The organism is Legionella dresdenensis, assembly GCF_042649825.1.
Classification (GTDB): Bacteria; Pseudomonadota; Gammaproteobacteria; order Legionellales; family Legionellaceae; genus Legionella_C; species Legionella_C dresdenensis.
Genome location: NZ_JBHSAB010000004.1, coordinates 189,200 through 215,838 on the forward strand (window position 1 = coordinate 189,200; position 26,639 = coordinate 215,838).

Sequence of the window (26,639 nt, forward strand, 5' to 3'; positions counted from 1 at the left end):
ACAGGTTGATCAGATAATGCCGCTGACTGACAGCATCCTGAGGCTGCATCTGATTCCCGAGCAATATATTGATTATGAGCCAGGCCAATACCTGCAAATTACTTCCGCCGGCGAGCGCTTAAGCTACTCAATTGCAAATGCGCCTCTGGGCAGCCATAAGTATGAATTACACATCCGGCATAAAGGCAATCCTTATCAACAGCCTTTATTTAAAGAAATCCGGGAATCGGGATCTGTGACTATCAGTTTGCCTTATGGTGATTGTCATCTGAACAGACTTGATACCGGGTTACCGATTATTTTTATTGCCGGCGGCACAGGCTTTGCTCCGATTAAAGCCATGATAGAGCAATTACTGGCGACAGGCGATAAGCGGCAATTTGAACTTTATTGGGGCGCCCGCAGCCAGAGTGATTTGTATCTGGATGAACAGGTACAGAAATGGCAAACTCATGTCAGTAATTTTAGCTATTTTTCCCAACATTCGGATCGGAACCAGAAGGATGCTCTGGCTAAGTCGGTACTCAAACAGCATGGCCATGATCTGGCCAATTATCAGATAGTGTTTGCCGGCCCGTTTGATATGGTTTACTCTGTACGCGACAAACTGCTTGATCATGGGATTGAGCGGTCACGACTTTATTCTGATGCCTTTAGTTTTGAAGCCAGGAGTTGAAATGGAAACGTTATATCAGGTTTTGGGTGTGGTTGGTGCAGTTTTAATCGTCTGGTTTATGTACCGCAGCGTCAAGAGCCGTCCTGATGTTTTCAGCCGTGAAAATTTTAGCAAAAGTTTTTCGACAATGGGGATTTTGGCGGTGATTTTAATCGCTTTTGTCGCTTTTCTGGTGTTTCTGGTCAGAGCAACTTAATATTGTCATTCCCGCGAAGGCGGGAATGACAGAACCCTTAATGTTGTTGTGAGCAGCTATAAAAACGTCCGCCTTCCTCTACCAGGTAATCATCGAGATTAGGGTTGTCGATGACCAGGCCGCTATTGTCAGGAACCAATTGACATTCTTCAACATAGGTTACTTGGCTGCTCTCATCTACTAGTAATCGATACCATGGATTGCGAGTTGCGAAAGCTCGTTGCATGGCTTGAGGGTTGTATTTTCCGGAAGCCTGGAATAGGGGATCAATGTCCGCAACGATAGCGCGATAACCTAATTGCATATGCATAACACAGTCACCGATATTAAATTTTGCAGTCTTGTTCATCGCAGCCTCCCAATTCGTTGCTTACACCTTAATTATCGGTTTGCAATGACTTTTCTTGAGCAATTATTGTATTTTTTTGACAAAAAAATGTCGCCCGCGAGCTAGTAGAATACCAAACTCATAAAGAAGGCATAATGGAATGGCAAGCATTATCTGCGACATAACATCAGGCGGGGTTAACAACATTGCTACGGTAAAGGCGGCAACGATTATATAAGGTCTGATTTTGATCAGTTGGTCAACCGTAACCAGCCTGAATTGAACCAGTGTCTGGACAATAAGCGGTACCTGGAAACATAAACCGAATAGCAGCAACATACGGGTAATAAAATCAGTTGCATTCGCCATATCCGGCAGCATTTTTACGCCCGCAGGAACTGCCTGCAGAAAAAAGCGGAACATGAACGGCAAGATAACCCAAAAACAGAATAAAACACCCAGACAAAATAGCCCAAGACTTGTCAAAATAATACCTTGCATTAACCGACGTTCACGGCGATAAAGACCGGGAATAACAAACCGCCATACCTGCCACAAAAAAACCGGAGCCGTAGCGAAGAGAGCAATATTAGTAGCGAGTGCCAACGGCGTAAACACGGGTGAGGTAACTTGCGTCGCAATGAGTTGCTCTCCAACCGGCAATGCGTGCATTAAGGGCGAAACCAGAATGGTGAACAGGGAATCGGCGTAATAAAAGCAGAGTAAAAATAGAACGCCGAACGTACAGAGTATTTTAATGGCGCGTTGCCGTAATTCGAGTAAATGGCCTAACATAGATAATTGAAGCTTTTGGCAGGTTGCGTAAATATACCTCAATTTTTTTGCGGCGTCATTTTATGTACTGCCGCAATAGCAAAAATCGCCTTTTCAAGCTTATTGGGTATATAATACGCCTTTTAGCATGAGGTTTTCCGTGAATCATCGAGCCCGCAAGCGTTTTGGCCAGAATTTTTTACAAAGCCAGCCTGTAATTGAAACCATACTTGCCGCCCTTAATTTGCAGCACGATGACAAAGTTGTCGAAATCGGTCCCGGACTTGGCGCATTGACCAAGCCTTTATTACGCCGGCTTGATAAGCTGTCAGCAATTGAAATTGATAAAGATTTGCAGGCCTATTGGCAGTCCTTACCGGAGGCTCAGGAAAAGCTGGACCTGATCGGTGCCGATGCATTGGCCATAAATTACTCTCAGTGGGGAAATGATTTGCGGATCGTTGGTAATTTGCCTTACAATATCTCAACGCCTTTGTTACTGCATTTACTGTCGTATACTCATATAATCCGGGATATGCATTTCATGCTGCAAAAAGAGGTCGTAGAACGTCTGGCAGGTCAGCCGGGTACTCGTGATTATGGACGTTTAAGTGTTATGGTTCAATACCATTGCGAAGTTGAGTACCTGTTCGATGTTCCGCCAGAGGCCTTTGAGCCCATGCCGAAGGTTGATTCGGCAATAGTAAGATTGACGCCCTATAGCACACCGCCTTTTAAGCGGGTAGCTGTTGATGTGCTGGAAAAACTGGTGGCTACGGCATTTGGAATGCGCCGGAAAACGCTGGCAAATAATTTAAAACCGTTAATCAGCGCAGATAAGCTGGAAGCGCTGGGAATTGATCCGGGTTTACGGCCAGAACAAATAACGGTTGCACAATATGTCGATTTGGCTAATCATCAAACCAACCAGTAGTAACAAATTGTGTGGAGATAAAATTGTTTCATCGAATGGGTAAAAAGGGAGTGACCGTACACGCAAAGCCCTTGAAAGATCTCACCAGGATGTCTACGGCGGAGCATTTGCTGGCCGACGAAAAACGGACTACCCTGATGCAACAGATCCGGGAGGAATGCAAGCTGGAAAACGCCCGTTTTGAAAGTCTGTGCCAAGTGCTGGTGCATAATCTGGTTAACTATTGTCAACAACTCCCGGACAGTTCTCACAGTTATTATTCAGAACCCTGCGGACTGCTTGATTACGCTCTGAATCGCACCGAGGCGGCACTGGGTTTATTCAAAAAATTTGTCATTACCGATGAAAGCAATGAATTTTCTGAAGATCAGAAACTCTGGCAATATGCCTTACTATCTGCGGCAATTCTGCAGGGAGCAGGCAAATTATTTGTTGATTATACGGTTGAGTTGTATGACAACAACGGCCAGTTCTTAAAGCAGTGGAATCCGTTACTGGAAAATATGATCCTGACAGGCAGCCACTACAGTTACAGTTTTCAGAAAGAAGGTGAAATGACATTCAGGCAACGCTTGAATATAGTGTTTGCCAAAATGTTAATGCCGGCCAGTGGTTTCTCCTGGATAGCGTCAAAACCGCTCGTATTACAAACCTGGTTAGCTTTGTTAAACGAAGATTATTATTCCGCCGGCACTTTAGGGGCAATTCTAATCCGGGCTGATGCCATTGCAATCCAGCGTTATCTGAATCAACTGGCGCTTAAGAAAAATGCTTTTAAAGGAGGCCGCTTTGGCCGGGCAGGCACATTCACAGGCACTACGCCTGAAGCCGTTCGAGAACTGGAACAGCATATTGGCGTTGAATTTATCCATTGGCTTACCAATGCGCTGGAGTCTGGCCTGATTATGGTTAACAAGGCGCCTCTGCTGATGGTGCCTGGCGGACTGCTGATGTTGCCTGATATGTTTAAATTATTTGTCAGATCACATCCTGAATATAAGAACTGGCAGGCTGTGCAAAGCGGATTTTTATCCCTCAGGCTGCATAGCCTGTCAGCCGATGGCGATATCCATTCAAGCTTTGAGCAGAACAATAATCAGCGCGTTGTTAAAGGCATTGTGGTACGCCACTATGGTGTTGTGCTGCCTAATCAGGTACAGGTTCATAATATCAATACCGGCCAGACAGAGACTGCTTCTGCAGTCGAAGTGATTCAGCAGGCGCCCTATAATAACCATTTTACCCGGCAACAACATATGACCCCTGTTCCGTTGCTGGCTATAAATCAGGCAGGAATCTGGCAGGAACAAGCTGTTTCACAGCCTGCCCCCGCTCAACATAAAGGGGTTACTCACGGTGCCTGATTATGCAATAGGGGATATTCAGGGCTGTTATACTCCCTTGCTGAAACTGCTGGATAAAATTGCTTTTAATGATCGGCAAGATCGCCTATGGTTAGTCGGAGATTTGGTAAATCGGGGTCCACAGTCACTGGAAGTTTTGCGTTTTGTGATGAATTTGCCTGTTCCGGCTCGAATTACCCTGGGTAATCATGATTTGCATCTGTTGCATAAAATTTTCATTAAACAGGGCGGGCGGAATAATAAAGATGATACCCTGGATGCCATATTGCAAGCCGATGATTGTGAAGAAATAGGCCACTGGCTGCGTAAACAGTCACTGCTCTATCATGACAGTGAATTAAATGCGGTCATGGTACATGCAGGTATCGCCCCGGTATGGGATCTCGCCCAGGCAAAAAACTGTGCCCGTGAACTGGAAGCTGTTTTATCAGGTGAGCAGTATAAGGATTTTCTGGCGAATATGTATGGCAATGAACCAGTGTGTTGGTCAGACGGCTTAACCGGGTATGAGCGCCTGCGTCTGATAACCAATTTTTTTACCCGCATGCGCTTTTGTGATGCTCAGGGGTGTTTCTCAGCGGGATTTAAAGGCAGCCTGCAGCAGGCGCCTGCAGATCTGATGCCCTGGTACGAAGTACCGGAACGCAAGGCGTTATCTGAAGATATTATTTTTGGCCATTGGGCAGCGTTAATGGGGCAATGTCCAGTGCCAAATATTCATGCCATCGATACCGGATGTCTATGGGGGGGAAAACTGACTGCATTGCGTCTGCAGGATAAGCGGCGGTTCAGTGTTGACGGCTTAAATCATGGGCTAATCAATGTGCAAGACTAAACAAGAGCCGCTACCTGAATCATCTATCCTGGCACTGATTCAGCTGGCACGAAATTATTTCATATCCTCTCCGCAACATTTCATTACTCAACTTGAGTATGGCGATCGATATTTTTGGGTGAAACGCCGGCCGCATGAAAAAAAGCGATTCTGGCATGTGATGCAATCTGCCCTCACCTTTCTGGTTCGTCTGCCGATCTTGCGGTCTACTGTATCCAAAGGCGGTGCGCAAAGCCTTAATCAAGAGGCTGCCCAATTGCGGTTATTTGCGTCAAAGAGTATCCCTGTTCCGGAGGTCATTGCGGTTAATGATGAATTTATTATTACCAGCGATGTCGGATTGCAATTACAAGGTTATCTTTCTCAGTTAGATAATGATGCCCGTAAATCGGAGCTCCTTTGTGCTGCGGCACATAGCCTGGCCAGATTGCACCAGGCTGGTCTCTGCCATGGCCGTCCTTCGCTGCGTGATATGACTCTTGCAGAAGAGACGATTTATTTTATTGATTTGGAAGAAGAGCCTCTGGCCGTGATGTCGCTGGCACAGGCACAGGCCCGCGATATCTGGTTATTTCTTAATAATGTCGCCAGATACACGTCTAAAAAGGATGATCTGTTATTGCGCAATGTATTTGCAATATTGAATATGACGCTTACCGCTGAAACCCGGGCGGCGCTCAGGCAGATGGTCATGTTTTTACGGCCTTTTCGAGTGGTGGTCGAACGGATGATTTTACCTCTGACCGGCGGCCGAGATGTGCGTTGCGCAGTCAAGGCAAACAAGGTACTGGAACAGTCTCTGTGAAATGAACTCAGGGTTTGCGCCCGGTGCTGTAGGTTGGGTCGTTTGACCCAACCTACACATTGTTACCAGAAAGGCTTTACAGAGAAATACCTACTGCCGCAGTTACCTCAGTATTATATTTCGGCACATCAAGTACAGGTTCATCACCAGCAGGATATTTCACTACCAGTCTTTCCTGCTCTTGTTTAACCTGTTCAATATCATGCTCAGCTTTTTGTTGGGGCAACGATTTCAGGATTTTCTTATAAGAACGCTCAGTTTCAATAATGGTATGAGCCGGATGTGCGTCAACCACTTTTTTCAGCATGCGTGCAGGATAGAGGAATTCGCCTAAAGTCCGGAAGGAAATATGTACTTTGGCAAAGCCATTATGCATCGCATGGGCTACGCGGCTATCAAATAAACCAGCCACCCGCCCAATCGCCATATTAATAGTAAACGCCAGTGCCTTGAAGTTGCTTGAACCAAGAACAAACATAAAATGAGCGGTTTCCGAAGCAGCGACAAAAGCACGAGAGATATCTTTAGCGGTTTTTTCCGTCAGGGTGTTCACTGCTCGCTCAATCGGCCTGGCCGGATGCGGACGGCCCATAATCAAGGCTGCCACACCCAGAAGTAACGATAACCCAACGCGTGCAATGGTAGGGATATAAGCTAATGGGATATAGAATAATTGCACTGCAATGGAGTTTTCGCGCGCCGAAGCAGGATACAACAGCTTTTTCAGTGATGCTGCTTCTTTATAAGTAAAGAGGGTATCAATTTGTTGCTCTATCGCAAACAACGTGTGAGTGTCGAGCTTGGGCAAATGAGCGGTATTTAAAGTAAGCCAGCTTGCCAGCGCCATTTTTTGCGCTAACTGTCGATGTTCAGATTTATGAAAATCTTTCAGATCAATTTCCTTGCCATCATAGCTTAATTTAACAACCCGATAAGGCTTTTGCGTGTGTTCCTCCAGGGCCTCGTAAGTAATCAGGGCGAATTTGAGGCCAATGAACAGATAACCTGTTTCCGGCGCTGAGCCTAAATCCTCTGACAATGTCTTGCTTAGCCAGGGAATGGGGTAACCTGCAACACCATTGGCAAGGACATACCCTAATCCGTATGCTGCAGCAAGATAGCTGCCGTAGGTCAGAGGGTCTTCGGCAAGCTGGGTAACGGCGCTTACTGTTGCACTGCTGGGGCCATTATTCACGAGATCGCTGAGTGATGCAAATATCTGGGCCTGAGTCGAGCCGCCAGCAACGGCCGCGCCCATTTTTGACGATCCCATGGCGAAAGAAAAATTATTAAACCAACTAACATAACCGGCGCCAAAAAGCGAGGCGGTTAAGCCGGGCATAAAGATTGCGCCGACACCGATTAGGTAACCTGTGGTAAATAACAGCCCGCCTACTGGATCTTTGCCATAATAAGAATGGGTAAAGAAGCTGAAAAAACCTGTCAGGCCACGTACTGCTGAGGTTAAAATGTCGTTTTGTTCGCCAGCGGTTAAAGTATAATCTGTTCTGGCAAGCGTACTTTGAGCTGGCGAAAGCGCAGGCGGACTATAATCTGGAATTTTGGAGAAAATTTCATCAAGATACTTTTGTTCAGTTGTCTCGATTTCGCTGATTTTTTTGTTTGCCGTTTCAGCTACCTTGTTAAAATCCTCTGGCGCTTTACTTGATGCCCAGTCATGCAGGACTTCAATTGGCAAACTAATAACAAGTTTTGCTCCCGCATCGCGAACGCCGCGGAAAATATCCTGGATGGCAAAAGCAAATTGTTTAATGAAAGTAGCCGGTTTTTTCCACATTGGGGCATTTGGCGTCGCGTAAGCCCGCAATTTGGCAGCAAATAAATGGAAATCCGAATCACTCCAGGCTTCTTCTTCCCAGGTACGGGTATTATCAAAAGCGCTTTTTAAGGTATTTAACAGAAAATAGCCGACGCTTTTGGCAAATGCTTTAAAATTACGGTGTGTCTGCCAGCGGGTTGCTTTAATTGGGGTAAGCGCTTCTTCCTTATTACCGCTTTGCACCGTGTTACCGACAACTTTGTCCCATTTTTCAATAAAGCTGATGCCAAGCAAAACCTGCCTTTCGCGGGCTGGGGTCAGGTTATCATGTGAAAAATCATAGGTGACCAGATCATCATCGTTTTTAGAAAACACGCCATGATGCTTTCGGGTTACCGCATTACGGGGATCGGCGCGATGATCGTCGATTTCCTTGCGTGCATCCTCAATGCAATCGTTTAATTCGCCTCGGGTCAGCGTAAAATTACGCTTGCGGCTGAATGACAGATCCTGATTAATGCCCTGCAGTTCATAGAGATTCTGCATCATCTGTTGTTTGACGAACTCAACAATCGAATGCTGGCCGCGGCTGCGATTACATTCTTTAAGCGAGACTTGCCCGTCTTTCAGCGCTTTCAGGTAAGAGCGGGCGCGGGATATATCCTGTTGCAAATCATCGCGTATTTGCTGTTTAACGGCGCTATTAATTATCGCGGGGTTTTCAGCGGCAAACTGGCGGTCAATATTCTGGCTGATTGCCTCTAGTGAACGGATGTAATTGTCGAATACTTTGTCATATTTTTCCAGGGTATTACTTTTGTTTGCCAATGACTCCAGGGCTTCGAGCGCTTCCATCCGCCGTTGGGCTAATTTAACCAGTTTCAGCTTTAACGATTGGGTATTACTGATAATTCCTTTGGCGACACGCTCATGCGCCAGAATATGATATTGCCCCAGCGAGGCAATCACTTTGCCGGTAATTGATTCAGGCTTGATAATACCCCAACGCACACCCTTTTTCAGCTGAGCGGCTGTGGTCTGCCATACAAATGAATGAGGCTCGCCATTTTTCCGAATGAAATTTACACAATGCGGGCTGTTATGAATGGGACGGATTTTAGTATAAACGTCCAATTTTTTTGACGCGCTGAAACCGGGAGCCGGTGAAACTTTCGGCAAACGCAATTCTTCATCGCTGCTTACAAGAAAGCGTTCATATTGGCGGTGATTGTATTTTTCAAGAGTTTTTTTAGCGCTGTCAGCTGGCATATCCTACCCACATGGAAATTGGCAATCGCTACCATTATACAGAATTTTGCTTAACGGAATATTATGAATGTTCAGGGTGATTGACAAAGTATGGCGCTTATTCCGATAATAACCGGCGTTTATTCAAGGTTATGGGAGATGCAAATGCGCTTAGTACCAACTATATTATGTGGTGGCGCTGGCTCACGGTTATGGCCTGTTTCGCGTGAACTTCATCCCAAACCGTTCATTCGTCTTGCCGATGGCCAGAGTCTGCTGCAGAAAACGTTCTTGCGGGGCGCGGCTTTAAACAGTGTTGAAGAAATATTAACGGTTACTAACCGCGAATTATTTTTTAAAACCAAAGATGAGTTTCATGAAGTTAATTCAGACAATATCAAAACCTCTTTTATTCTGGAGCCGTTCGGGAGAAATACGGCTGCCGCAATTGCCTCAGCGGTAATACAGGTTATTTCCCGTTTTGATCGCGAGACATTGATACTGGCTTTACCTGCCGATCATCTGATAGCAAACCAGCGGGCATTTGCTGATGCTGTGAATCAGGCTATAATTCTTGCCCAGCAAGGCAAAATTGTAACTTTCGGTATTACGCCTGATTGTCCTGAAACCGGCTATGGTTATATTGAAGCACAAGGCAACCAGGTAGTAAGCTTTGTGGAAAAGCCTTCTCTGGAGAAAGCGAAGCAGTACCTGGCGCAGGGTAATTTTCTGTGGAATTCCGGCATGTTTTGCTTTAGCGCGGGCACTATGCTTGATGAACTGGAGCAATACTGCCCTGATATTCTGTTAGCAGTGAAAACATGCTGCGAACAGTCGGCTACCGCACAAGGGCAGGATTTTATGCAACTGGAGCTTGAGCCGCAGAGCTTCAGCGCGGTTGCTGAAAATTCTATTGATTATGGCGTGATTGAGCGCTCTGACAAAATCGCGGTGGTTCCCTGTGATATCGGCTGGAGCGATATAGGCTCCTGGAATGCATTAGGCGCATTAGCAAGTCCTGACCAGAATGGCAATCGGATTGAAGGTGAAGCGTTGTTGCATAGTGTGTCTAACTGCTATATACAAAGCAAAGACCGTCTGGTGGGGGCTGTCGGCGTAGAGAATCTGGTGATTATTGATACGCCTGATGCATTGCTGGTAGCTGATCAGGCATGTACTCAGGAAGTCAAGCATCTGTATGCCCAGCTTAAAACTCTGGGGCATGAAACGCACAAATTACACCGTACTGTGCATAGGCCATGGGGTACTTATACCGTTCTTGAAGAAGGGGCGAATTTTAAAATCAAACGAATTGTGGTTCGTCCTGGCGCAAGTTTAAGCCTGCAAATGCATCATCACCGCAGCGAGCACTGGATTGTGGTGAGCGGTATGGCGCGGGTAATTAATGGCGATACGGAGCTGTTTGTCCGCGCCAACGAATCAACCTATATTCCCGCCGGTCATAAACACCGTCTGGAAAACCCTGGTGTGCTGGAACTGGTCATGATTGAAGTTCAAAGCGGTGAGTACATGGGCGAAGATGACATCATCCGCTTCGAAGATGTCTATGGACGCGCGTAGATTGGGCTGTAAAGCCCAACATTCATTCATTAATCTGGCATCGATTGTTGGGCTGCACTTCGTTTTGCCCAACCGACGTCGTGGATCGAATTGCTTTACATTACGGCTTTCGCCAAACTTGCCTCTGTCTGACCGCCATAAAGCGTTTCGCGATAATTCCCTTCAGGGTCAAACACAAAGGTTACTGGTACGCCTCGAATATCGCCCAGATTCAATGCCGAGCCGGGATCTTCTGCCAATGCGGGGTAAGTCAATTCATATTTGCGAGCCAGATCTTTTTGCTCTGCCAGAGGTAGGGCGTCAAAATTAACCGCGAATAGTGCAACATTGTCTTTATGGGTCTGATAGAACCGGTTTAATTCGGCAATTTCATCAATACAGGGATGACACCAGCTTGCCCAGTAATTAATTAATACCCATTTTCCTTTCAGGGCTGAAAAATTGATTTGCTTACCTTCAAGCGTAGTCAGGATGATGCCAGCATGGGCTAAAGGCAGGATGAAAAATAAAAAACCGCATAAAAGGGATCGGAACCGTAACATAATCTGTCTCGTCTTACTTTTGATTGATGGTAACACATTTTTTGTTTTTAAAAATAATCAAGGGATACTAAACATAAACCCTCAAGCATCCTTCTCCATTTTCAGCTATTCTATAGGAATAAGGAGACGGTTATGAAAGAGATTGATGTTGCCCGGATTGTTGATGGCATGCTTGTTCGAGAGGGTGCAGGCGTTAAACTAAAACGTTATATAGGCGCGGATCGGAGCAATGACTGGGAACCGGTACTGCTATTTGATTATTTTGACAGTGAAGAACCTATGGATTATCTGGGCGGCTTTCCCGCCCATCCACACCGTGGTTTTGAAACCATTACCTATATGCTGGCCGGAAAAATGATGCATCAGGACAATCAGGGGCATCAGGGTATTATCGGGCCGGGTGATGTACAATGGATGACCGCAGGGCGGGGTGTGGTTCACTCTGAAATGCCGGCGCAAAACCATGGGCGGCTTGCAGGTATCCAGCTTTGGCTTAACTTGCCGGCCGATAACAAAATGGTAACGCCCGCCTATCAGGAATATACCGCTGAGCAATTGCCCATTGAGCAACAGGATTCGGGCACTACAATTAAAGTTATTGCAGGTTCAACGGCGCAGGGAACACATTCTCCAATCAGCGGTATTGCTACCGCGCCGTTAATGTTTGATATTCAGATGCGCTTGCCGTCTACGATTACCCAATCGATTCCGGAAAGTCATCAGGCTATGGTATTGGTATTGGACGGTGTATTATCAATCCAGGACAATACCATACCAGCCGGCAATCTGGCCATGCTTACCACAGGCGACAGCCTGACCTTTAAAGCACTGACCAGTGATACCCGTTGTTTACTGATTGCAGCAAAAAAACTGCATGAACCAATTGCCCGCCTTGGCCCGTTTGTCATGAATACCCAGGCGGAGATTATGCAGGCAATGGACGATTTCAGGAATCACCGCTTTTAATTGGACAAGGAGCAATAATGACAAAAATACTGGTTCTGTATTATTCGAGCTATGGACACGTTGAAACGATGGCGGAAGAAGTCGCCAAGGGCGCCAGGGAAGTTGAGGGAGTCAGTGTGGTAATCAAGCGAGTACCGGAAACCATGCCGGAAGAGGTTGCAAAAAAAGCAGGGGTTAAACTCAATCAGCAGGCCGAAATTGCCAAACCTCAGGAATTGGCTGAATATGATGCCATTATTTTTGGTACTCCTACCCGTTTCGGTAATATGGCCGCCCAAATGCGTAATTTTCTTGATCAAACCGGCGGCTTGTGGGTTAACGGCGCATTAGTAGGTAAGCTGGGCAGCGTTTTTGTCTCTACCGGTACTGGCGGCGGTAATGAATCGACCATTTTGTCATTCTGGAATACTCTCATGCATCACGGCATGATTGTGGTTGGCGTTCCTTATACTGAAAAAGGATTAACCGATTTAAGCGAAGTGCGCGGAAGCTCGCCTTATGGCGCAGGCACAATTGCCGGTTCTGACGGCAGCCGCACGCCAAATGATATTGAGCGTCAGATTGCGCGTTTTCAGGGCAAACATGTGGCCGGGATTGCAAAACGGTTGTTTGATTAATCTTATGTCATTCCCGCGCAGGCGGGAATCTATTCCTAAAATGGCACAGTGCTACGTTAAAAATAGATTCCCGCCTGCGCGGGAATGACTGATCTCATGGGGCTAAGATGTTTAACCTACGGAAATAACTCTTGATATTGTGTCTGGGTAAGTTTGATGGTCATCTGCCAGCCGCCCTGATCATCAACCTGTTCTGTTAATACTGCACCCAGAGCATATAAACGCGCACGCAATTTAGCCTGATCAACCGCAACGTAAATTTCTTTTTTGACTACTGCGCCATGTAAGGCTGTTGCTATTGCCTCCTGCAGCAAATCCAGTCCGGCGCCGTTTTGAGCGGAAAGCCAGACTTTGCAGGAATCATCCTGTTGATCAAGCCGTGGTTGCCAGCCTTCCTGTTGATCGATTTTATTGAATACCTGAATCATGGGAATATCATCAACGGCTAATTCAGCTAAAACCTGCTGGACTGCGGCGACATTTTCCCGCCAGTGCGGATCAGAGATATCAATTACATGCAGCAATAAATCCGCTTCCTGCGTTTCTTCAAGGGTAGCGCGGAATGCTTCAACTAACTGATGCGGAAGATCACGGATAAACCCTACTGTATCTGCCAGTATAACGGCAGATGAGCCGGGTAAATCCAGTTTCCGCATGGTTGGATCAAGGGTTGCGAATAACTGGTCAGCGGCATAAATACTGTCGCCGGTTAATGCATTAAACAACGTTGATTTACCGGCATTGGTGTAACCAACAAGCGACACAGTCGGCATGGCCGCTTTCTGGCGGGCGCGACGGTTCTGATCACGGCTGCGCCTGACCTTTTCAAGCCGTTTGTGAATCGATTTAATTCGCTCGCGTAACAGCCGGCGGTCGGTTTCAAGCTGGGTTTCACCGGGGCCGCGTAAGCCGATACCGCCTTTTTGGCGCTCAAGGTGAGTCCAGCCTCTGATTAGCCGGGTAGACAAATGTTCAAGCTGAGCAAGTTCGACTTGTAATTTCCCTTCAAATGTTCGGGCGCGTTGTGCAAAGATATCAAGGATTAACCCGCTGCGGCCAACGACACGGCATTGAAACAGGCGTTCAAGATTACGTTCCTGAGAAGGGGAGAGTTCATGGTTTACCAAAACCAGTTCTGCATTACAGGCAGTAACCAGTTCCTGGATTTCTTCAGCCTTGCCAAGACCGACATAATATTTGGCATCGGGCGTAGCCCGTGAGCCGGTAACGCAGGCAACAATTTCAGCCTGTGCAGAAACCGCCAGCTCTTCAAATTCGGCTAATGCTTTTTCAGCATCAACGCCAGGAAGAGCCAGCTGTACTATAATAGCCCGCTCGCCGCCTTGTGGACGTTCAAACACAACAAACCTGATTATTAAGCAAAGTCTGCTCAGTCTGCCACATTTTCCTCGTCTTCACCAGTAGGCACTTTTATCATGCGTGAAGGTACAACCGTTGATATCGCATGCTTATATACCATTTGGGTAACGGCATTTTTCAGCATTACAACATATTGATCAAATGAGTCCACTATACCGTGCAATTTAATCCCGTTAACCAGGAATACGGAAACAGGAACTTTTTCTTTGCGCAGTTCATTTAAGAACGGATCTTGTAACTGATGATTTTTAGACATTGCCTTCTCCTTATTTTTATTGTTTGAGGCAACAACATTAATAAGTATAGCCGGTTTTAAAAAAATATCCTCCTGGCTTTTAGTTCCGTGCGGGAAAATTTGTCATCCCCGCGAAGGCGGGGATCCATCCCTCAAACAAGGTCAAGAGTCAACTTGAGAAATAGATTCCGGCCTTCGCGGGAATGACAAAATCCTTAACTTAATGGCAGTGATTACAGAATGGTCCGTTACAAGAAGAATTATTGTAACAACTATTCATTTTATGACATTTTGGTTACTATAGGACAACTCGACCAAAATTAATCATGTTGTGTATAAGATTCTGGCGAGCTTTATTTTTGTTGTTTTAGGAGAATTAACAATGGTGTTGTCATACGAAGAAATAATGCAGGACCCTTATGAGAAATTGATCGCTACTGATGGCGGTTTGGCCGAAAATGCTCCAGCTTTAGACGCGCTTGAACCTGCAAAACAAGATGCGCTGGCAGAAGAATTAGTAAAACAATGCTCTCACGCCAATTTTCAGCAGTTACACGGAAAATTGAAGGCCGCAGCACCTTATGTAAATATCTATAGAGCTTTAGAAAATGCCTGTATAGTAAGGGCTCAAATTGCAGCTATAAACGGTAGTGCCAAACATGTTGCTACTGCTGAGCAATTTGTAGCCAATATTAAGACAGAGGCTTTTCGTCAGTTCCCCGAGTTAGCGAAGCATTTTTTCGCCAAACATGAAGCTGAATATGCAGAAAATGTTGCAATGACGCTTGCTGACAATAAAGCAGCGCGCGCCGAATTAAAAAACGTTGCTAATGATACGTTTGCTGGCACTACATTTGGTACACGCCTGGCTCAGGCCACCAAAGCCAGCAAGCATGTGAATGCACTGCTGCAGGATAATCCAGAGAAAATAGTAAAGCGGAACAGTTTTACCGGTGAACTGGTTAATCTTTTCCCAAGATTGTTTGGTAAATTGAAGGGGCAAGAGCAGGCAATTGCTGGAAAGTTATCAGCAACAGAAGAAGCTAAAATAAAATTACAAACTATCACTGCTGCAATCGATGCCGAGGATCATGAAGAAGTAAAACAATCATTTGGTATTATGCATGCTGCATTGGTAAAACGTTCCGGCAGTGAGGAAACGACAACAATTGGAGCAGATTCTGTTCCAGTAACAACAAGTACAGAACCCGCTGATAAACCAGCTTCTGAAACGACTATTTCAGAGCCAACTCCAGAAGCGGCTGCTGAGACAACATCTGCAACGCCTGCGTCAGAGACAGCTCCAGAAGCGGCTACTGAGACAACATCTGCAACGCCTGCGTCAGAGCCAGCTCCAGAAGCGGCTACTGAGACAACATCTGCAACGTCTGCGGCACAACCAGTTCCAGAAGCGGCTGCTGAGACAACATCTGCAACGCCTGCGGCAGCGCCAGCAGCGGCTGCTGAGACAACATCTGCAACGTCTGCGGCACAACCAGCTCCAGAAGCGGCTACTGAGACAGCATCTGCAACCTCTGCTCCTGCAACAACAGAGCTGCCTGCTGAGTCCAGTCCTGGAAATAATACGAACTCAATATTTGGCGCAGCTAACCCAACCAATCAAAAACGCTTGGGCAATCCGGGTCAGAAAACTGTTTGTGGTTTAAATCCGGGCAGTTCTTGCAGCGTTATGTAACATCCCTTTGGTGTTCCCGCGCAAGCGGGAACCTGCTTCCAATATCCCTCCATTTTAGCAACTCCGCCAAAATCCTGGCCGCTTTTGAGATATTTCTTGGATGCCGACCAGCTTAACACGCTAGGCATTTTTTGGGCGAATTCTATATACTTTCAGCATAAGGGATGACATGGAATGTCTGACAGGATGTCAATGCGCCATGGACCAGCACAGGATGTGCTCTGCTGCAAGGACGCAGCGGCTTTAAGCCCCAGGCTTAAATCCTAAGCAAACATTTTCCGAATTGCCTCAGGCAATTCAACCGATTTGCCCTGAGTATAATCAATCCATACAATTTTACTGGTGCCTTGCGCCATGAGTTGGCCATCCTGAAGCAAATCATGATCGACAATAAAGCTGGAGCGCCCCAGGCTGTGCATGGTACTGGTCAGGGTCAGCGTTGCTGGATAAACCACCGGTTTTAAAAACGTACACGCAATATGAATCACAACCGGACCGATATTTTGCTTCATATCAAGATTCTGGCTTGCCAGCCATTCAATCCGGGCTTCCTGAAAGTAATCAAAATAACGGGTATTATTAACATGCCCTAACGCATCCATATCACCCCAGGCAATTGCAAAGGTTTTTTCATGGATTTTGATTTTCTGTTCGCTCATGATAAGTCCTGTGGATCGACGTCAATATTCCATCGCACGCCATTAGTGTGTTTATTAATTGTTAACCACTGACGCAGCGCGGTCAATGTCGATTGCAATAATTTTCGCGACGGCGCTTTAAGCAGTAACTGCATGCGATATAAATTGGCCTTACGCGCCAACGGAGCCGGGGCCGGGCCTAAAGTCTGGATAGTGTGGGTGTTTAAATACTGTTTCATTGCATGGAGCAATTGAAGGATTTTGTCCTGCTTGCGATCCTGCGCCCGGATCACGGCTAAATATTGATACGGCGGCAGGGCTGCCAGTTGGCGGTTGGCAAGCAGAGATTCGGCAAAAGCATCATAGCCTTGACGAATCAGAATATTGAGCAAGGGGTGTTGCGGCAGATGAGTCTGAATTAATACCTGGCCAGCCTGCTCCGCCCGGCCGGCTCGGCCGGCAACCTGAGTTAACAATTGTCCCAGTTGTTCAATGGCGCGAAAATCCTGATTGTAAAAACCGGCATCGGCTTCAACGACTACAACCAGCGTTAACCGCGGAAAATGATGACCTTTGGCCAGCATTTGCGTGCCGACTATCAGCTGCACTTTTTCCTGATTGATCATTTCCAGCCGGGTATCCAGTTCATGTTTGCCGCGAACTTCGTCGCGATCGACACGCATCATTGCGGTGGCGGGAAAGATTTGCTGCAGGTATTCGTGAATGCGCTGGGTGCCTGCTCCGACAGGTATCAGTTCCCGGCTGCGGCAACGCCGGCAATAGGTTGGAATTGCCTGATTTGAACCGCAATGATGACACATCAGGCTGCGGTTGTGGGTATGCAGGGTCAAATGACTGTCGCAGGCTTTACAATCAACCATCCAGCCGCATTGATGACATAATAATACCGGCGCAAAACCGCGGCGGTTAATAAAAACCAATACCTGATTATTCTGTTTCAAATGCTCATCAATCACCGCAATTGTCGCGGGCGCGAGCCCATGTTGAATGGGAGTATTACGTAAATCTACAACCTGATAAAATAAAGGCGTGGTGCTGATTGCCTTCTGATTAAGGCGCAATAAAGTGTATTTCTTCTGCTGGCAATTATGAATGCTTTCCAGGCTTGGCGTGGCTGAACCGAGTATAATGGGAATATTGGCCTGATGAGCGCGAATCAAGGCACCGTCTCGGGCAGAATAACGCACGCCGTCCATTTGTTTTAATGAACTGTCATGTTCTTCATCGATAACAATTAATCCCAACTCCGGCAAGGGGGTGAACAGCGCTGCACGAGTGCCGATTACCAGCTTGACCTGATTGTCATGCGCCAACTTCCATGCCGCTGCCCGTTCCGTCTCATTGAGACTGGAGTGTAAAATTGCAATCGGCACGTTAAAACGGGCATGAAAACGGGAACGTAATTGCGGCGTCAGCCCGATTTCCGGCACTAGCACCAGGACTTGTTTTTTGGCTGCCAGAACCTGGGCGATCACGTGCAGATAAACTTCTGTTTTACCACTGCCGGTAACACCCTGCAGCATGAAGCAATGATAACTTCCTAACCGTTCGCTAATGGCTGTGACAGCCTGTTGTTGCTCCGCATTTAATGCTAAGGGCGCCTGTTCGCCGCTGCCGCAATATGCCGCCAGATCCAGTTCCTGCCGACTGCAAATTAACTCCTGGGTTAACAGTGTGGTTAACAGCTTTTTGCCAAAGCCTGCTGCAACCAGCGTTTTTTCTGCAGCAGGCTGATGTTGATTGATATAATCAAGCAGGGCATGCTGCTTAAACGCCCGCGGATTGAGCTCTGCATGTGCGTTATCTGCCGGCATGGCCAATTGATACCAATGACTTACTGGTAAATCGGCATCAAGTCCCTGGCGCAATTTTTTTGGCAGGGCAAGCGGCAGTACTTCCGATAAAGGCGATTGATAATAGTCCGCAATCCATTGGCAAAACGTCAGCATTGCCGGGCTTATTAAAGGTGCGGCGTCAATTATGCTGCTTATGGATTTAAGCTGGATATTGGCCTGTTGTTTGCCGTAACCGACAACAATGCCCAGTTCGGTCCGTTTGCGAAACGGCACCCACACCCGGGCGCCGATCACGGGTAACAAGCCTGCCGGCTCATAATCAAACCAGTCACGGCTGGTGTTGGGGATACAGACCTGAACAATATCCGTACCCGTCATGTCAGCTGCGCAGCCATTGATGGCTGGCTGATTGCCCGGGAGCAGAAAAAACTTTAATCACGATCTTTTCGATGCGATGACGATCCAGTTCTTCTTTATCCTTAATGAGTTCGTTAACAAACCAGCGTGATAATTCTTCAACTGTTATATTAGACAACGGCATCAAGGTGACGTCTTCCTTTAAAAACGGTATTTTCTTGTGGTTAAACGTAAAATAATAATATTCGTCATCTTCGCTTATCTGCATAAAGGGAGAAAACTCAGGCATCAGAAAAGTCTGGTTGAGTTGACGGCAGAGATTATGCACCCGGTGTTTATAATAACGGTAATCGAAGGTCATGCCATTCTCTTCCACCCAGGTAGTGAGCGCCAGATAAACGCCATACATATGGCCGTGGAGCGGTTCTCGCTCCGTTGCAGAAAAAATGGTGGTGTGACCGGCAGAAAATTTCATCGACTCCTTTTGCAATTCTACCGTAGTTAAATATCGGGTCATGGTTACAAACTCGCTCTCTTATCGTATAGCTGAAACCCGGTTAAGGGTTTATTAAGGTTTTTGGTCAACGCGATTACTTTGAATAATTCGCCCATTTCGCTGGGATTGGTCAATTGTTTGACCGCCTGCTGCGCGTTAACACGTGCAGGTCCGTCTTCAATATCATCCAGTAAGCTTAACAAACCATTCGCCAATAAAAAAGCAGCCTGGTTAGTATAGCCTGCCACATGCAATCCGGCAGCCTGGCCCGCTTCGGCCACATGGGTAAAATCGACATGGGCGGTAATATCCTGTTCGCCGATATGAAGCAATGGATTAGTATGGGCCTGATGGCGATAATGACACATTAATGTGCCCTGGTTGCGATCCGGGTGATAATATTCATGCCGGGGAAAACCATAATCTATTAACAGGATAGCCCCCTGATTAAGTATAGAGGCGCACTCCGCAATCCAGCCGTCAATAAACAGGTTGGCTTCTGAACAGTATGGCGAATAATCAGCGGGCAAGACCTTTTTTACATGGGCAAGCAATTGCTCATTCGCGCTCGGCTCAAAAATCTCAATGAGCTCATTTTGATCATTCAATGTAATATAACTTTCTGCAATGCCGTGCTCTGTCTGCAGGAAACGATGAACCGGCATTGCATCTAATACTTCATTGCCAATAATCACGCCATTTAATGGTTTTTCCGGCCAGCTATCAAGCCAGCTTACCCTATTTGCCAGATGAGAGATTTCAGCTGTGATTAATTGCTGCTGACGCTGGCGCAAATTATCACTGACTTCAATGATCTGATACTGCTCAGGCAGGCAATCAAGCTGCTCAAGCCGCCGCAATAAATCGACACATAAACGGCCGGAGCCCGCGCCAAATTCCAATAATACCGGTTTTTCCAGTCCGGCAAGCACTTCGCGGCATTGATTGGCCAGCGTATAGCCGAATAACGGGCCAAGCTCGGGTGCTGTAACAAAATCCCCATGCTTGCCGAATTTCAACAAACCACTGCTATAGTAACCATATTGCAAATCATATAATGCAAGCTGCATGAATTCAGCAAAATCAAGCCGCTGATATTGCCGGATGAGGCCGCGTAATCGTTCAAGTAAATTCATCGGACAGTTGGTTGAGAATAAAACAGGGAAAATACTCCGTTTTCATTCGGGAAACAAGAGTTAATTCATTGTCATTCCCGCGCAGGAACTATAAATTTCTTCGTGTAATGGCAATGAAGCCAAGCTTGTTCGTTGGCTATGGCTTGACTAAAGAGCGCAAAATCGTTACCATCATGCATGTTAATTTTTTAGGCAAAAAGCCTTATTGTTTGCTATGTATCGTTTAACAAAATCTCAGAAGCATGATCTTTCTCTTGGCGGCAATACAGAAGCCGCTATTAATTTTATTTTTGAAACCTACCCGGCAGATGGCGTTGATGACATCAAAAAAACCATCAATGGCGATGAAAAGCGTTATATAGGAAATCCATACCGGGTCCGGTTTAAAACCTTGTTAACCTCGTTTTTGGGTTTGCCTAACCGTCAGTTTGATAAAGAATCTGAGCCCGAGATTCTCAATAATTTTATGGGATGGAATCCGGGCCATAGCAGATGGAAAAATATATTAACAGCGCTCTTTGCCATTCCATTAAATGTGGTGATAACACCATCACGGCTGGTTGTGAATCTGGTAAAAGCGGTAACAGAATTGGTACCCGGCTTAACCTATTTTGCCTTACAGGCATTATTGCTGCTCACTGAGTCGGCTGGAAAGGGTTTATCTCGATTGTTTGGAAAACCTGGCGAGATTATTGGCTATGTGGTCTTAGGTTTGATCCAGCTATTATTATACGCTGCTATGGCAGTAACCTTGCTGGCTTACACTGTTGGTCAGGCTTTCACTTCACCTATTGAGTTTATTCGCGGGATTTATGAGACGGTAAAAGGAAGCAATCTGGCTTATAAAGCTATATTTATGTTTGCGGCTGTTGGACTGGTTATGGCGGTATATGGTACGGCATTCGCTTTTGCCTGGCCGGTGGTTGTTACCAAAATCCTGCCAGGGGCTATTGCCCAACTCCCACTGTTTGTGGCTACGCTGAATAACACCTTTACGACTGGTGCGATTGTCGGTTTTGCGGTTGCGACTGTCGGGCCTGTGCTTAATAAGCTTGTAACCGGTTTTACCTCCTGGTGGCATAAACCGCGTGCCGCGCAGCTGGAATCGGAAAAAGCGGAGCTGCGGGATGCGGAAACTGTTTTTGATCCTGCGCTTGCACCTGAACCTGGCCTTGAACACAACCTGTCGCCAGCTCCTGAATGGCTATATTCTGAATCCCAAACACCCGGTAATGATGTCAGAATTGATATGCCTGAGCACTGGGAGCCTCCAGTATGTGCGCCGCAAACGGTGCAAGAGGCCAGTCATCATATCGATATGCCTGATAATGTATTCTCGCAGCCATTGAGCCCGCCGGTTCCCGGCGCTCAAAAAGCCGCAGAAGACTTCGTAGCGATTCCAATAGGCGGAAATAGCAACAGCTTCTATCATCACGCACCGGATGAGGCGCCTCTGGAGCAACCGACAAAAACTTGTGGAATCTTATAATAAATGTAGCCTGTAGCCTGGGTGGAGGTCCGCAGGACCGTAACCCGGGTTCCACCGCGTTTCACCCAGGCAACATTAATGACATCTTAAACAGGGATTCATGCATATGTCAGAAAAAATTGCACTCATTACGGGAGCAGCCCGCCGCATAGGCGCAACGATTACTGAACACCTTCATCAATACGGTTATGCCGTAATTATACATTGTCATCACTCCATCGCAGATGCCCGTTCTTTAGCTGAACAACTAAATAGCCGCCGGCCAGACAGCGCGCTGATTATCAGCCAGGATCTTCTTCAACCCCAGGCGGCAGAGCGTTTGATTGAACAGGCAATAGCCTGGAAAAACCGGCTGGATCTGCTGGTGAATAACGCATCAGTATTTATCCGCTCCCCATGCGGCAACTTGAACATGGCGCAATGGCAACAACAATTTACCGTCAATGTCCAAATCCCATTCCAGTTAAGCTGTCTGGCTGCGCCTTATCTTGAAGCGCAAGAAGGCAGTATTATTAATATTACTGATATTCATGCGGAAAAACCGTTAAAAGGGTATGCCGTCTATTGCCAGACCAAAGCGGCTCTATTGATGCAGACCAAGGCGCTGGCGCGCGAACTTGCGCCCAAAGTGCGGGTAAATGCCGTTGCTCCCGGTGCGATTGCCTGGCCTGAACAGGAAAACCTGTTAACGGATGACGTGCGCCAACAGATTATCGCAATGACGCCGCTTAAGCGTCACGGTTCACCGGTTTATATCGCCCAAGCGGTAGTTGCACTGGCCGGGAATGCGTTTATCACCGGCCAGGCAATTAATGTTGACGGCGGCAGGAGTATTAATTAATTGCCTGCGCCTGGTGCGGCCTGGAAGTGATCAGAGGGCAGCAACGGTTTTTCTTCATCGACAGCCTTGGGTAAGGATGGGAGAAGTCCGGGGCGGCCTGCTTTGTTGAAATGATCCAGGCAATGAGCGCGATCCTTGTTGAACCAGGCTTCAAAAGCGACAAATTTAACCTCTTTAAACTCTGGCAGTTTACCGCGCGTGGGCTTATAGCGGTTAATAAGGATATTTGAAAGCACTGCCAAAGCAAGACCTGCCGCCAGCACCCCTAATCCCGGGCCTATCGGCATCATGACCAAGGCTGTAAAGACCAGTGCCGGAACCAATGCATCAATCAATACCGAACGAGTCAATTGCACCGCCTGGAACCGGATCATGCATTTTTGATGAGCCGACTCCGCCATCCGTTCTGCCAGCAGCAGGTAAATTTGCCTCTGCATATTCGGATCGTCCTCCGCTTCGCCAAATTTCTGCAGCAACTTTTCACAGTCGGTTTTGATGCGATTGCGCAGCTGCTTTGAATGTTCGATTTCAATCGCGCTGTTGATTGCCGATGTGGCTAGAGTCAAGACGAAACTCAGGGCGGCGCCTGCAACTCCCAGTGCAAGTGCAACTGGTGCCGCTGCGGGTATAAACAAGCTGCACATCAGAACAAACGCAATGAAAAGGCTGACGGCATAGGTTAAATCGTTAATCAGCTTCATCTGCTTGAATTTCCATTCAAATTGCTCATTTTCTTGTTGCTTTCTGAGGTCATCAAGCCGGTTGTCAATCGTTTCCAGTGACTCCTGGGCTTCTCTGATTTCCTCGGCTCTTGCCTTTTCTGCTGCCTCTAGTCTCATAACCGCTTCTTGGTTACCAGCCTGGTTTGCCAATAAGTTGGCTTTTTCTTCTTTCAGTTTGGCAAGAGCGTTTTCATAATCGGCTTTGGCCGCGATTAATTTGGTCTTTTCTTCTTCCAAATCCTCAATGGCTTCTTTATAGTCCTGCATTTTTTTGTTATAAGCCGTTTGCTCTTCATAAAATCGCCAGCAGGTCAAGGCAATGTCCATCAGTAACAGGCCAGCGGTTACGGCATTACCCGCTGTTCCCAGCGCACCTGAACCAACCAGCCAGAAATAACAGGCAAGATTGGCTGTCGCCCAGAACAAGTCATTCAATATTGTGAATTTGCGCATATCCCATTGGGTTAAAAACCGTTCTTGCCAGGGAATCTCCGCTTCCGGAGAGTCTTTGAGCCAGGGATTAGCGTGTTTCGTCAGCAGATAAAGGTTAATTCCAAGCCGAGTGTAGTATAAGACCCAGCTCATGTAACCTGTTATGGGCGCAGGCACGCCTAGCGCGGCTTGTGCCTGCTGGTTATTATAAAAATCAGCCGGCAGCATTTCCAGAATGGCGCTCAGCATTCCTCCGCCCCAGACCCAATAAAGTCTAAGGTCATTGCTTTTGGACATTTTCTTTTCAGCCGAGGTAAGCAATTTTTCGCCGCCATCGTCCATAATACTCATCATGGTTTTGCCGATGGCTTTGCCTAATCCCAATAACCAGCCTAGCAGAAACCCTGGCTGTGCTGCAGCGGCTTCTTCCTGGTGATTTTGCGCTATTGCAGCGGTAACCGGGTTATTAGCTTGCGGTAATAGCATTTCCAGCAACTGGTTACATTTGACTTTGTGTTTAAGCAATTTTTCCAGGCCTTTAGTTCGATGCTCCGCTTCAGCTAATAAAATTTGAAAATCCAGTAAATACCCGGTGAGCATAAGCTTATCAGCCAGCGCTTTTTTCTGTTGCTCAGTCAGGAATTTAAAAATTGCAGAATTGGTCTGGTCTAATTGCTGACGGTAATAATCCAGCAAAGCCGGATAAAATCCTCTTAGTTCTGCTATTTCGGCAATCCCCGGGAGTTGATCGCGATTGCGGGAATCGCCTTTGCTGGCGTGATAGCGGCGGCGAGCAGCATTTAAACCATGTTGGCCTATCAGTTTGCTTAATGGTGCCATTGGTTTATTACTGCTGCTTTCAGTCATTATGCCGCCTCCTTATAAAGGGATTTGTGATTTATAAAATTCAATTTGCTCTTTTTTATATCACAGTATGAATTTGAAGGACAAGGCTAAAATATATCCATTTACAATTATGTAACCTATCTAAAGATAATTTTAGCTTATGTTTGGAGATAGGTGCGTTTCATTAAGTTAAGAAAATGTGTCATCCCCTGCGGAGGGGGAGATCAATTCATCGAACAAGGTAAGGTGCTAACTGGAGAAATGGATTCCCGCCTTCGCGGGAATGACAGTATCTATCACTTAACCGAATTGTCATCCCCGTGAAGGCGGGGATCTATCCATCAAACAAGGTAAAGAGCCAACTTGAGAAATGGATTCCGCCTTCGCGGGAAAGACAGTGCGGCAGTATGCCTTCACAGGAACGACAAGGTTCTTGCGTTATTACTTTTCTATCCATTAAGATCTCATTTTTTCACCATTGAGGTTAATTATGGCCAAAGCAGTGATTTTGCTTTCCGGCGGCCTTGACTCGGCAACTTGCGTTGCAATTGCCAAATCACAGGGGTTTGAATGTTATGCGCTTAGTTTTATGTATGGTCAGAAACACACAGCTGAATTAGAGGCGGCGAAAAGAATTGCTGACCAGTTTGAAGTGGCCGAACACCGGATAGTGAATCTGGATGTCGGGCAATTCGGCGGCTCGGCGCTCACGGATAAAGCGATTGACGTGCCTGAGTACAGTGCAAAATCTGAAATACCGGTTACCTACGTTCCCGCCCGCAATACGGTCTTTCTCTCAATTGCCTTGGGCTATGCTGAGGTTTTGCAGGCTAATGATCTGTTTATTGGCGCAAATGTCGTCGATTATGGCGGCTATCCGGACTGCCGGCCGGAGTTTCTGGCTGCGTTTCAGGCAATGGCCAGACTGGCGACCAAAGCCGGTGTTGAAGGCGCGCCAATTACTATCAATGCGCCTTTGCTGACATTAACCAAGGCGGAAATCATAGCGACGGGCCGCAGATTAGGTGTAGACTATGCTATGACCGTGTCCTGTTATCAGGCAGGGCCTGGTGGTGAAGCGTGTGGAAAATGCCATAGTTGTGAATATCGGCGTAAAGGTTTTGCCGAGGCTGGTTGTGCTGATCCAACGATCTATTTTTAATCAGACCTTGATAAAAATTTACGATTTTGTTACAACTTATTGGGCATTTTTATTTCAATTATATTAATTAGTTGCTATTATGGCCTCGATTTTTAACCTAGGAGTAAAATTATGTTTCAAGCAATTACTGGTTTTTTAGGTAGACATTATGTCAAAATATTGTTTGGCTTGCTTGCGTTAGCACTGGTTGCGGCTTTGGCATCGGTATTCGTATATGCTTTTGCTCCAGCTGCAGTTGCTGCTCTGGCTGCCGTTTCAATTAAAGGCGTTGCAATTTTTGCACCACTGTTCTCTTTATTTAATTTTGCTGGCGGCGCTGCTGTAGCCACTATGATTATTGCTGCTGCTGCACCAGCCGTTGCGACTGTTGCTGGCTTTGTTGCTGCACTGGGTCTTGGTCTGGTTTATGATGGTGTCAGACGCGTTGTTAAAGATGTTGTTGGTTTGTTTACTGATCGCTTTAAAACACAAACCTCTTCTGATGAGTTAGTATTAGAGAGACGTGAAGAAGCGCAATATGAAAATATTACCTCAACTTCAACAAATCCTTACTACAACCAACATCTCCAGCAAACTGAAGCTCCACAAACGACTGTAGTTGCAGAAGAACTTCCTTCTGATCATCATCATGGTCATGGAACCAGTTTTTACGAAGCACCCCAATCCAGCTCTGTATTTGCTGAATCTTCTACTCCCAGTTATGTTCCTGCGACTTCTGGCTTAAACGGATAACTTAAGCGTAGTAC

Annotated in this window: 25 protein-coding genes; 14 read left to right on the plus strand and 11 right to left on the minus strand. The window is 46.6% G+C overall.

Annotation, left to right across the window (positions count from 1 at the left end; translation table 11 throughout):
- Positions 1-16 precede the first annotated feature (16 nt).
- Both ACFORL_RS04540 and ACFORL_RS04545 read left to right on the plus strand, forming a co-directional pair.
- Positions 17-676 carry an NAD(P)H-flavin reductase gene (locus tag ACFORL_RS04540; protein ID WP_382341647.1) on the plus strand — a complete coding sequence of 220 codons (660 nt, stop codon included), beginning with the start codon at positions 17-19 and terminating at the stop codon, positions 674-676.
- Position 677: 1 nt separating this feature from the next.
- Positions 678-872 carry a hypothetical protein gene (locus ACFORL_RS04545; protein WP_382341527.1) on the plus strand — a complete coding sequence of 65 codons (195 nt, stop codon included), beginning with the start codon at positions 678-680 and terminating at the stop codon, positions 870-872.
- Between the two features lie 37 nt (positions 873-909).
- Here the strand turns inward: ACFORL_RS04545 and hspQ are convergent, their stop codons facing one another.
- Both hspQ and tatC read right to left on the minus strand, forming a co-directional pair.
- Positions 910-1,221: a heat shock protein HspQ gene (hspQ, locus tag ACFORL_RS04550; protein WP_382341529.1), complete on the minus strand. Its 312-nt coding sequence runs from the start codon at positions 1,219-1,221 to the stop codon at positions 910-912.
- A gap of 63 nt (positions 1,222-1,284) precedes the next feature.
- Positions 1,285-1,995, minus strand: a complete 711-nt coding sequence (tatC, locus tag ACFORL_RS04555) for a twin-arginine translocase subunit TatC (protein ID WP_382341532.1) — start codon at positions 1,993-1,995, stop codon at positions 1,285-1,287.
- A gap of 139 nt (positions 1,996-2,134) precedes the next feature.
- Between tatC and rsmA the strand changes: the two genes are divergently transcribed.
- From rsmA to ACFORL_RS04575, 4 genes are read left to right on the plus strand one after another with little or no spacing between them, the layout of a single operon-like run.
- Positions 2,135-2,908 (plus strand): 16S rRNA (adenine(1518)-N(6)/adenine(1519)-N(6))-dimethyltransferase RsmA, encoded by a 774-nt coding sequence (rsmA, locus tag ACFORL_RS04560; protein ID WP_382341534.1) that lies wholly within the window; start codon positions 2,135-2,137, stop codon positions 2,906-2,908.
- A 23-nt stretch (positions 2,909-2,931) separates the two neighbouring features.
- Positions 2,932-4,272: a conjugal transfer nickase/helicase domain-containing protein gene (locus tag ACFORL_RS04565; protein WP_382341537.1), complete on the plus strand. Its 1,341-nt coding sequence runs from the start codon at positions 2,932-2,934 to the stop codon at positions 4,270-4,272.
- Entirely contained in the window at positions 4,265-5,107 is an 843-nt protein-coding gene (locus ACFORL_RS04570; protein ID WP_382341540.1) for a symmetrical bis(5'-nucleosyl)-tetraphosphatase, read from the plus strand. The genes ACFORL_RS04565 and ACFORL_RS04570 overlap by 8 nt, the downstream gene beginning before the upstream one ends.
- Positions 5,094-5,912 (plus strand): hypothetical protein, encoded by an 819-nt coding sequence (locus ACFORL_RS04575; protein WP_382341542.1) that lies wholly within the window; start codon positions 5,094-5,096, stop codon positions 5,910-5,912. Before ACFORL_RS04570 ends, ACFORL_RS04575 begins: the two co-directional genes overlap by 14 nt.
- Positions 5,913-5,988: 76 nt before the next feature.
- Here ACFORL_RS04575 and ACFORL_RS04580 read toward each other — a convergent pair whose 3' ends face one another.
- Positions 5,989-8,961 (minus strand): hypothetical protein, encoded by a 2,973-nt coding sequence (locus ACFORL_RS04580; RefSeq protein ID WP_382341543.1) that lies wholly within the window; start codon positions 8,959-8,961, stop codon positions 5,989-5,991.
- A 144-nt stretch (positions 8,962-9,105) separates the two neighbouring features.
- Here ACFORL_RS04580 and ACFORL_RS04585 point away from each other — a divergent pair, with 144 nt between their 5' ends.
- Positions 9,106-10,521, plus strand: coding sequence for a mannose-1-phosphate guanylyltransferase/mannose-6-phosphate isomerase (locus ACFORL_RS04585; protein ID WP_382341545.1), 1,416 nt, complete (start codon positions 9,106-9,108; stop codon positions 10,519-10,521).
- A gap of 95 nt (positions 10,522-10,616) precedes the next feature.
- Here the strand turns inward: ACFORL_RS04585 and ACFORL_RS04590 are convergent, their stop codons facing one another.
- On the minus strand, positions 10,617-11,063 hold the full coding sequence (locus ACFORL_RS04590) for a TlpA family protein disulfide reductase (protein WP_382341547.1): 447 nt from the start codon (positions 11,061-11,063) through the stop codon (positions 10,617-10,619).
- 132 nt (positions 11,064-11,195) lie between these two features.
- Between ACFORL_RS04590 and ACFORL_RS04595 the strand changes: the two genes are divergently transcribed.
- Positions 11,196-12,029 (plus strand): pirin family protein, encoded by an 834-nt coding sequence (locus ACFORL_RS04595; protein WP_382341548.1) that lies wholly within the window; start codon positions 11,196-11,198, stop codon positions 12,027-12,029.
- Positions 12,030-12,046: 17 nt separating this feature from the next.
- Complete coding sequence (gene wrbA, locus ACFORL_RS04600; protein WP_382341550.1) at positions 12,047-12,646, plus strand: NAD(P)H:quinone oxidoreductase; 600 nt, start codon at positions 12,047-12,049, stop codon at positions 12,644-12,646.
- Positions 12,647-12,762: 116 nt separating this feature from the next.
- Here wrbA and hflX read toward each other — a convergent pair whose 3' ends face one another.
- Entirely contained in the window at positions 12,763-14,007 is a 1,245-nt protein-coding gene (gene hflX / locus ACFORL_RS04605; RefSeq protein ID WP_382341552.1) for a ribosome rescue GTPase HflX, read from the minus strand.
- Positions 14,008-14,036: 29 nt separating this feature from the next.
- Positions 14,037-14,282, minus strand: a complete 246-nt coding sequence (hfq, locus tag ACFORL_RS04610; RefSeq protein WP_382341554.1) for an RNA chaperone Hfq — start codon at positions 14,280-14,282, stop codon at positions 14,037-14,039.
- 361 nt (positions 14,283-14,643) lie between these two features.
- Here hfq and ACFORL_RS04615 point away from each other — a divergent pair, with 361 nt between their 5' ends.
- Entirely contained in the window at positions 14,644-15,957 is a 1,314-nt protein-coding gene (locus ACFORL_RS04615; protein ID WP_382341555.1) for a hypothetical protein, read from the plus strand.
- 263 nt (positions 15,958-16,220) lie between these two features.
- Here the strand turns inward: ACFORL_RS04615 and ACFORL_RS04620 are convergent, their stop codons facing one another.
- Genes ACFORL_RS04620 through ACFORL_RS04635 form a run of 4 tightly spaced genes read right to left on the minus strand, consistent with a single transcriptional unit; the run spans position 16,221 to position 20,401 of the window.
- Positions 16,221-16,616: an acyl-CoA thioesterase gene (locus tag ACFORL_RS04620; protein ID WP_382341557.1), complete on the minus strand. Its 396-nt coding sequence runs from the start codon at positions 16,614-16,616 to the stop codon at positions 16,221-16,223.
- A complete protein-coding gene (locus tag ACFORL_RS04625) occupies positions 16,613-18,790 on the minus strand; it encodes a primosomal protein N' (RefSeq protein ID WP_382341559.1) in 2,178 nt (725 codons plus the stop codon). The genes ACFORL_RS04620 and ACFORL_RS04625 overlap by 4 nt, the downstream gene beginning before the upstream one ends.
- Position 18,791: 1 nt before the next feature.
- Positions 18,792-19,286 (minus strand): 6-pyruvoyl trahydropterin synthase family protein, encoded by a 495-nt coding sequence (locus ACFORL_RS04630; RefSeq protein ID WP_382341561.1) that lies wholly within the window; start codon positions 19,284-19,286, stop codon positions 18,792-18,794.
- A 2-nt stretch (positions 19,287-19,288) separates the two neighbouring features.
- A complete protein-coding gene (locus ACFORL_RS04635; RefSeq protein ID WP_382341562.1) occupies positions 19,289-20,401 on the minus strand; it encodes a class I SAM-dependent methyltransferase in 1,113 nt (370 codons plus the stop codon).
- 214 nt (positions 20,402-20,615) lie between these two features.
- Between ACFORL_RS04635 and ACFORL_RS04640 the strand changes: the two genes are divergently transcribed.
- Both ACFORL_RS04640 and ACFORL_RS04645 read left to right on the plus strand, forming a co-directional pair.
- Positions 20,616-21,890 carry a hypothetical protein gene (locus ACFORL_RS04640; RefSeq protein WP_382341564.1) on the plus strand — a complete coding sequence of 425 codons (1,275 nt, stop codon included), beginning with the start codon at positions 20,616-20,618 and terminating at the stop codon, positions 21,888-21,890.
- A gap of 106 nt (positions 21,891-21,996) precedes the next feature.
- The gene (locus tag ACFORL_RS04645) at positions 21,997-22,731 is read left to right on the plus strand and encodes a pteridine reductase (RefSeq protein ID WP_382341565.1); all 735 of its coding nucleotides are present in this window, start codon (positions 21,997-21,999) and stop codon (positions 22,729-22,731) included.
- Here ACFORL_RS04645 and ACFORL_RS04650 read toward each other — a convergent pair.
- Complete coding sequence (locus tag ACFORL_RS04650) at positions 22,728-24,752, minus strand: hypothetical protein (protein WP_382341567.1); 2,025 nt, start codon at positions 24,750-24,752, stop codon at positions 22,728-22,730. The two genes, ACFORL_RS04645 and ACFORL_RS04650, sit on opposite strands and share 4 nt — an antisense overlap.
- Positions 24,753-25,221: 469 nt before the next feature.
- On the opposite strand from ACFORL_RS04650, the gene queC reads away from it, so the two are divergent.
- The gene (gene queC / locus ACFORL_RS04655; protein ID WP_382341569.1) at positions 25,222-25,893 is read left to right on the plus strand and encodes a 7-cyano-7-deazaguanine synthase QueC; all 672 of its coding nucleotides are present in this window, start codon (positions 25,222-25,224) and stop codon (positions 25,891-25,893) included.
- A gap of 111 nt (positions 25,894-26,004) precedes the next feature.
- Positions 26,005-26,625 (plus strand): hypothetical protein, encoded by a 621-nt coding sequence (locus tag ACFORL_RS04660; RefSeq protein ID WP_382341571.1) that lies wholly within the window; start codon positions 26,005-26,007, stop codon positions 26,623-26,625.
- Positions 26,626-26,639 lie beyond the last annotated feature (14 nt).